The organism is uncultured Pseudoteredinibacter sp. (genome assembly GCF_947500695.1).
Lineage (GTDB): Bacteria > Pseudomonadota > Gammaproteobacteria > Pseudomonadales > Cellvibrionaceae > Pseudoteredinibacter.
The window spans coordinates 413,104-419,526 of sequence record NZ_CANMSS010000004.1; the positions used below are offsets into that span (position 1 = coordinate 413,104).

The window sequence follows — 6,423 nt, forward strand, 5'->3', positions numbered from 1 at the left end:
TCAAACTATTGATTAAAGCCAGCAAAAATAGCTTCTAGCTTGTTGCCAAATGGGTCGCGCACAAAACAGGTATAAACATCAGGTATTGGGTAGGCCGCTCTTGGCCCTGGCTCGCCTTCACAATGCCCGCCATTGTCGATGGCGATACGGTGAAAGTTATCCACTGCCTCCGGGCTGTTAGCGACAAAGCTTATATGGCAACCGTTTCCAGCACTGGCAGCTGCTTGATTTTCTGGGTTCATAATTAAAAACTGCACAGTGTCTTTTCCGTAGGCTGCAAAGCTTTCTGTGTTAGCTAGCAGTTTTACATCTAAGGTTGCCATTAGCTCATTGTAAAAGGCCTGGCCTTTATCAATGCAGCTGACCCCTAGACTTAAGTGGTCGATAATATTCATAGTTCCAATCCTTACACTACTGAGCCCCACACTTTGTGCTTCAAGTGACCCAAAGTATGGGGTCGTTTTTTGAAAGGTTTACAATTCGGCAGGTGATTTGTCTTTAATGGTTTTCCACTGGGTGTCCGCGCTCTTAATACGGCCAGGTACATCTTTAAACCATTCATCCTGGATACCGGTATCCAAGTTTAGATATAGCTTCCCGTTCACAACACGCCATACTTCAGGGTCGCCAATGAATTTTTTACCTACAGATACACCAAAGGCACAGTAGCCGCCGTATGCTGGCACATACTTTTCAGGGTTGCTTTTAAAGCTTGCTAGGTTAGCTTTACTAGAGAATTGATACGTCGCGCCATTGTGGGTGGCCACAAAGTTGCCATTGCCGCGTATTGGGCGTTTTGCGGTGTGGTAAGACACTACATCGTAGCCTTGTACTGCAGGTGCGCTGAATTGGTATTTATCGGCTAAAGCGCCAGCCGATGCTAAAACGGTAGCCACAAGGCCTAGTAAAAGTTGTTTGAAGCTCATTTTGAATTCCTCAGGGTTAAAAAACTTTCCTAGAAAGCGTTAACTTTCTTGGTGTTTATGTTCCCTGAGGAAGCCCAAAAGCTAAATATTGCAAACACCGCCATTCCTACTAAATCGTCCATTTCGATACTCCGGCTCTGTATTCGTCTCAAATTACCACTGAATCGTATGACAAATTGGATAGTTTCGTGATTTGCCTATGGCCCTATGCTAGCTTTGTAAAATAAAGTGCTTAGTGGGAAGGGACTGGGCATTAGTAATAGCAGTGGAGCTTGTTATGGATGCATTAACCGATATTCTGAATACCCTTAGGCTTTCCAGCAGTTTGTATTTTCGTACTGAATTAAGTTCCCCTTGGGGGGTAGAAGTACCCGCTAAAGATAGTGTTGCGCGTTTTCACGTGGTTATTCGTGGGCAGTGCTGGCTCAAGGTGGCGGGGCAGGAGCAGGGTATACATCTTTCTAACGGAGATCTTGCCGTTGTGCCTCATGGGGCCTCGCACCAGCTGGCAGACGCGAAGGCTACCGCGGTAAGGCCATTAGAAGACGTTTTAAATGAAGTCGACTATGTGGGTAATGGGCCCTTGGTTTACGGCGGAGATGGTCCAGGTTGTTGTTTAGTGTGTGGCGAATTTAGGTTTAGCGATTTAGGGCAACATCCATTATTGGAAAACCTGCCTAAGGCACTCCATATTCCCGGTAATCAAAGCTATAACAACCAATGGTTAGATAGTGCCATTGGCTTTATCTCCCATGAAGCTACCAAGCTAGAGCCCGGGGCTCATGCCATTATTGATCGGCTCTCGGAGATTATGTTGATTCAGGTTATTCGGGCCACATTGAATAATACTGAAGAAAAGATTCCCTTTTTATCGGCCTTTGCCGATGCGCGTATGAATCGTGTGCTTGCGGCCATACATGAAAACCCAGCCCATGATTGGACCGTTGAAAATCTTGGCCAGTTGGTAAACATGTCTCGCTCGTCTTTTTCCAGCAGCTTTACCGAGCTGACCACTATGTCACCGCTGCAGTATATTATTTTTGTACGGCTAGAGCGGGCTAGTAGGCTATTGCTTGAAAGTGATATTTCATTGATCCAAGTAGCTGAAAGTATTGGCTATCGATCAGAGGCCGCTTTCAGTCAAGCTTTTAAAAAGCAATTTGGTATGCGCCCTGGGGAATTTCGCAGACAGCACAGTAAGCTTGCGGCGTGATTCTCACTCTTTGTTCCATTTGAAAGCGGTTTTTGTGGCCTATTTTTTATGGTCTGTGCTTAATTTGGCCGGTGCCGCTTCCTTGGCTGAATATCGCTAACGCTTTGGCGTAAATTGAACAACTCTAAATGCACGACTTAGTACACTTGAGGCTTCTAATATGGCCATAGATGTACTAGGAGTTTTATAGTGAGGCAGGTACTTAAGAGTTGTTGCGTTCTGCTTGTTTTATGCACAGCTTGGGAAAGCTCAGCAGGGGTAACTATTAAATCAGTAGACAAAGCCGTAAACAAAGCTATAAATGATGCTTTAGATAACACTGAGGTCGATGATCGGCTCCGTAAAAAATTTCGCGACAAGGTCTATGACCACTATGGCTTAGATAAGCGTGTTTTAACTCCAGAATGCGACCGTGCCATCGATGATTTAATGAAGAAAATTATGCCCGGTGGCAGTCTGTCCCAAGAAATGCCTGAGCTCTCTGCGGCGGTCAACTGCAAGGTCCCGAAAGTAAATCGCAAGAAGCGGAAAGAGCTTTCTAAGTCACTTTGGTTCTATGTTCACTTGCGCAAAAACTGTGATGCTTCAAAGCTAGAGGAGTATTTAGCAAAAGGTGCAGATCCAAATCAGATCCAGGTATTAAAGACGGGGCAAAGTGCATTACATATGGCGGCTCAGTATTGCACCAACAAAGAAGTGGAAACCTTGTTAAAGTGGGGAGGCGCCCCCAATATGCGGGACAAGAATGGTCAAACCCCGCTGTTTTGGCAAATGGAGAATTTTAATTACCAAGGCTACTATTCATTTGTAAAAAACCATTTTGCAATTAAATCCGTGAATGCTCTTATTGCTGCCGGCGCTGACCCTAAGCATATTCGCGATAACGGCGACAATATTCTTCATGCCTTCCTAAAGAGTGAAAAGCCTTTTATATCACCAAGCGAGGGCCCCTCTATTATTGAGCATTTGGCCAAATTCGCTGATATTAACCATTTAGATGCTAGCGGAGCTCGCCCCTTGGATAGCGCTGTACGCTTTAAGCCGGAGCTCGCCCAAGAGGTTTACCGCCTAGGTGGCAGCAGCGAAAAGCCCGAAACATGGCGCAACTACCCAATGTCTTTGGGGGAAGCGGCAATTCAAAATTTAGCCAAACAGAAACTTCCCCTACCTCTGCACGATATGATGGCCAACACGGCTGTTGGATTTTTGGAAGCGGGGCGCTTAGATCGGTTCGATAAAGGCAGCATTGATAACTTTTACCAGCTTGCTTTATTGTTTGGCTACCCAAGCGCAGCACAGGAGTTTTTGTCCTATGGCGCGGATCCGAGTCGTGAAATCTATCAAGAAGGGCCACTGTACTTCCTAATTTTTAATGGCAAGACATATGAGAGCCAGAAGCTATTAGATCAGCTAAAAGCACTGATAAAGGCCGGTGCTGATCCGCATGTTTTCGACAGCGAAGGGCTATCTCCTTTGGGCTACGCACTCAAGCATGAAATGGAGGGAGCTGTGTCGCTGTTTTTACAGAATGATATACGTGTCTTAAATCGCGAAGGTGACAGCCATCACCCTCACAGGCTGATATGGCTGTTTGCGGCTTTGTTATTCTTGGCTATTTGTTTGTTCTTTTATCGCAAAGAACTGATGACCTTGCTGGCCAATAAGTGAGCCGTATCGCACTTAAGCTGCGTGGATATGCTTGATGTAGCCATTATGAGCTCTATAGGCGCTGATATAGGGCTAAAAGAGCAATGAGAAGCTTGAATTTTGAGCCCTAAAACAGTTTAGGGAAGTGAATCTGGGTATATAGTCTATTCTAAAAATGTATGTTGCTTCAGGGGTAGGGTCGGTTTGTGGCCCTGATGTTGAGAGTACACAGAAATTAACATAGTTATGAGTAGACGGATTCTGCTGGTCATTCTATTACTTGGCTCTGCCTTTACGAGGGCGGAAGTGGTGAGTTTTGCTCAGTTTGATGTGGAGTATCCACCCTTACAACAGTATATTGACGGTGAGCTGAAAGGGCCGGATATCGAGCTGGTTAAGGAAATCTTTAGACGTACTCCTCAATATCAATTAGATATTACCCAAATGCCGATAGCCCGATCATTTAAGGCTTTTGTTGATGGCGAGGTGGATACCGTTTTAAGTTTTGCGACGGGTAAATTTAAGAATGATTCTATCTATCTTGATCGCCAGATTCGCCAATCATCGTATCGCTTAATTACCCTGGCCAGTGAAAGCCGACCGTATCAATCTTGGCGGGATCTGTCGGGCAAGCGACTAGCGACTCTGCGTATTGTTACTTTACCGCTACAGGTCCAGCCAGCGATTGACCTTGGTAAGGCTGAGCTTCGTCGTGTGGCCAGACATGAACAGCTGTTACATATGCTAGAGCGAAGGCGGGTTGATGTGATCTATATGTATTATGATATTGCGCTTCATTATGCCAATAAGCTTGGTGTTGAGATTAGTGCTATGCCAGGGGCGCCGACAGAGAACCGAGATTTCTTTCTGGGTATTTCGATTAAATCGCCCTTGCTTAATAAATCCAAGCTGCAAGCAGAACTTTCTAAATCGCTTGATTCTATGTATCTTGATGGTACACAAGCTGAGATTCTGAAGCGTTACGGTATTGTTAATGCCGCTTCTGACTAAGGCTTAGTGTTCCTGCTCCCCACGCCTGCACCTATAATTGATTCAATTTGATCAAAGTGGATAAAATACTGTTAATTTCATGCTGACATTGTGCTGTGTCGCGACAGTGTCGTGTTGTTGGGTGAAAATATCTGTAATAAATAGGGCTCATTGTCGTTAAGGTTAAAGTTATGAGTGTGAAGCAACGTCGTCTAGAAATGGCCTGGTCTCAAGAAGAGCTTGCCCAGCATGCTGGTTTAAGCACGCGTACTATTCAGCGAATTGAAGCTGGTCATAAGGCGGGGTTGGAATCTCTTAAGTGCTTAGCGGCCGTGTTTGAAACATCTATTAGTACCTTGCAGGAGGAACAAGATATGTTACAAGCAAAGCCTAAACCCCAGGAGGTAGCCACAGAAAGTGGTAACTCACCCCTGTTGCTTGAGATTGAGCGAGAGGCTATTGAGTTCGCTCAATCTTTGCTTAAAGGCTCATCCAAGGAAGGGGGCAACTCCCTTAGCAAGCTAGAAAATGATGCTGTGCAGTATGCTAAGAATCTACTTAAGAAGTTTGGTGAGTAGGGAGTTAAGGTGAGTGGCTTGCCGGGCAGCAAGCCACTGATTTTGTATTAACTCATCTGTGCAGCTGAACTGTTTTCAAGTTGCTTTTCTTGCTGCTCTTCTTGTTTGTAGCGCACCATAAGAACCAGGGCATAAATTAGGCAAGGTGAGGTCAGCAGAATAATTAGCAGGGCATTTTCTAAAGAGCCAGCTTCGTTTAGCTTCTCTTGAATGGGCATGCCAACTTCCCCTAAATCAGCGAATAAATCGACAACCGCGTGGATAATGATTAGCGGATATATTCTTTTCGTTAATACCAGCACAATACCAAACATCAGGCCGATAAAGCTCGCAAAGGCTAACTGCGCCATTTCACCATATAAACCGTTATCAAATTTAATGAGGTGCACCAAGCCGAAAAATACTGAGGCTAATACCACGGCGCTGAGTACGCCTTTCTTAGTCTTACCAAAGTGTTTAATTAAAAATGATTGTAAGAATCCACGGATTGTGAGCTCTTCAGCGAAGCCTATCGATAAGCAATTCACCAGAAAAATAGCGATGCTGGCCATGGTAGCCTGACTACTTGGAGCATCGGTGATGAGTAGATTTAAGCCCACTAGATAAAATAATGGAAACAGCAGCAAATACCACTTCTCGGTTTTTACATTGCCTAGCCCGGCGATACTGCGTAAGCCATTTTGATTAATCAAAATAATGGATATCAGGACTAATAGAACATTAGCTGCGATATCGACGGCTGTATGTATTTGGTAATCGTGAATGCCGTTTTGTAACAATAAATGTGTGCTGAATTCGCGAAGCATTAATATCGCGATAAAAGTGACGGCAAATAAAGAGAGTTGACTCCAAAACCTCGGCTGCATATGGCCCCCCATAATGTATTCATAGTTATCGTTTGTTCGATATGTTAGACGAGGGAAATCGCCGCTTAGGTGCAACTTCAATGCTGCGGTGGTAGGGGTCAGAACCCAAGGGTTCTGACCCCGTTATCGAAGCCGTGATGTTTGGGGTGTTGCGGGTTTTAGGGTGTTGAAGGTTAGCTTATCAAGCTGGCAGTTAGATGAGG

The 6,423-nt window shown here is 44.9% G+C and carries 7 protein-coding genes; 4 read left to right on the top strand and 3 right to left on the bottom strand.

Features of this window, described 5'->3' with window-relative positions:
- Positions 1–5: 5 nt before the first annotated feature.
- Together Q1A08_RS10555 and Q1A08_RS10560 are read right to left on the bottom strand one after the other, a co-directional pair.
- On the bottom strand, positions 6–395 hold the full coding sequence (locus tag Q1A08_RS10555) for a VOC family protein (protein ID WP_299772589.1): 390 nt from the start codon (positions 393–395) through the stop codon (positions 6–8).
- Between the two features lie 78 nt (positions 396–473).
- Positions 474–926 carry a YHS domain-containing (seleno)protein gene (locus Q1A08_RS10560; RefSeq protein WP_299772591.1) on the bottom strand — a complete coding sequence of 151 codons (453 nt, stop codon included), beginning with the start codon at positions 924–926 and terminating at the stop codon, positions 474–476.
- Between the two features lie 277 nt (positions 927–1,203).
- On the opposite strand from Q1A08_RS10560, the gene Q1A08_RS10565 reads away from it, so the two are divergent.
- The 4 genes from Q1A08_RS10565 (at position 1,204) to Q1A08_RS10580 (ending at position 5,354) form a co-directional block, all read left to right on the top strand.
- Positions 1,204–2,139 carry an AraC family transcriptional regulator gene (locus Q1A08_RS10565; protein WP_299772593.1) on the top strand — a complete coding sequence of 312 codons (936 nt, stop codon included), beginning with the start codon at positions 1,204–1,206 and terminating at the stop codon, positions 2,137–2,139.
- Positions 2,140–2,328: 189 nt separating this feature from the next.
- Entirely contained in the window at positions 2,329–3,807 is a 1,479-nt protein-coding gene (locus Q1A08_RS10570) for a hypothetical protein (RefSeq protein ID WP_299772595.1), read from the top strand.
- Positions 3,808–4,032: 225 nt separating this feature from the next.
- On the top strand, positions 4,033–4,797 hold the full coding sequence (locus tag Q1A08_RS10575; protein ID WP_299772597.1) for a transporter substrate-binding domain-containing protein: 765 nt from the start codon (positions 4,033–4,035) through the stop codon (positions 4,795–4,797).
- A 170-nt stretch (positions 4,798–4,967) separates the two neighbouring features.
- Positions 4,968–5,354 (top strand): helix-turn-helix transcriptional regulator, encoded by a 387-nt coding sequence (locus Q1A08_RS10580; protein WP_299772599.1) that lies wholly within the window; start codon positions 4,968–4,970, stop codon positions 5,352–5,354.
- 47 nt (positions 5,355–5,401) lie between these two features.
- Here Q1A08_RS10580 and Q1A08_RS10585 read toward each other — a convergent pair whose 3' ends face one another.
- A complete protein-coding gene (locus tag Q1A08_RS10585) occupies positions 5,402–6,220 on the bottom strand; it encodes a CPBP family intramembrane glutamic endopeptidase (RefSeq protein ID WP_299772601.1) in 819 nt (272 codons plus the stop codon).
- Between the last annotated feature and the right edge of the window lie 203 nt (positions 6,221–6,423).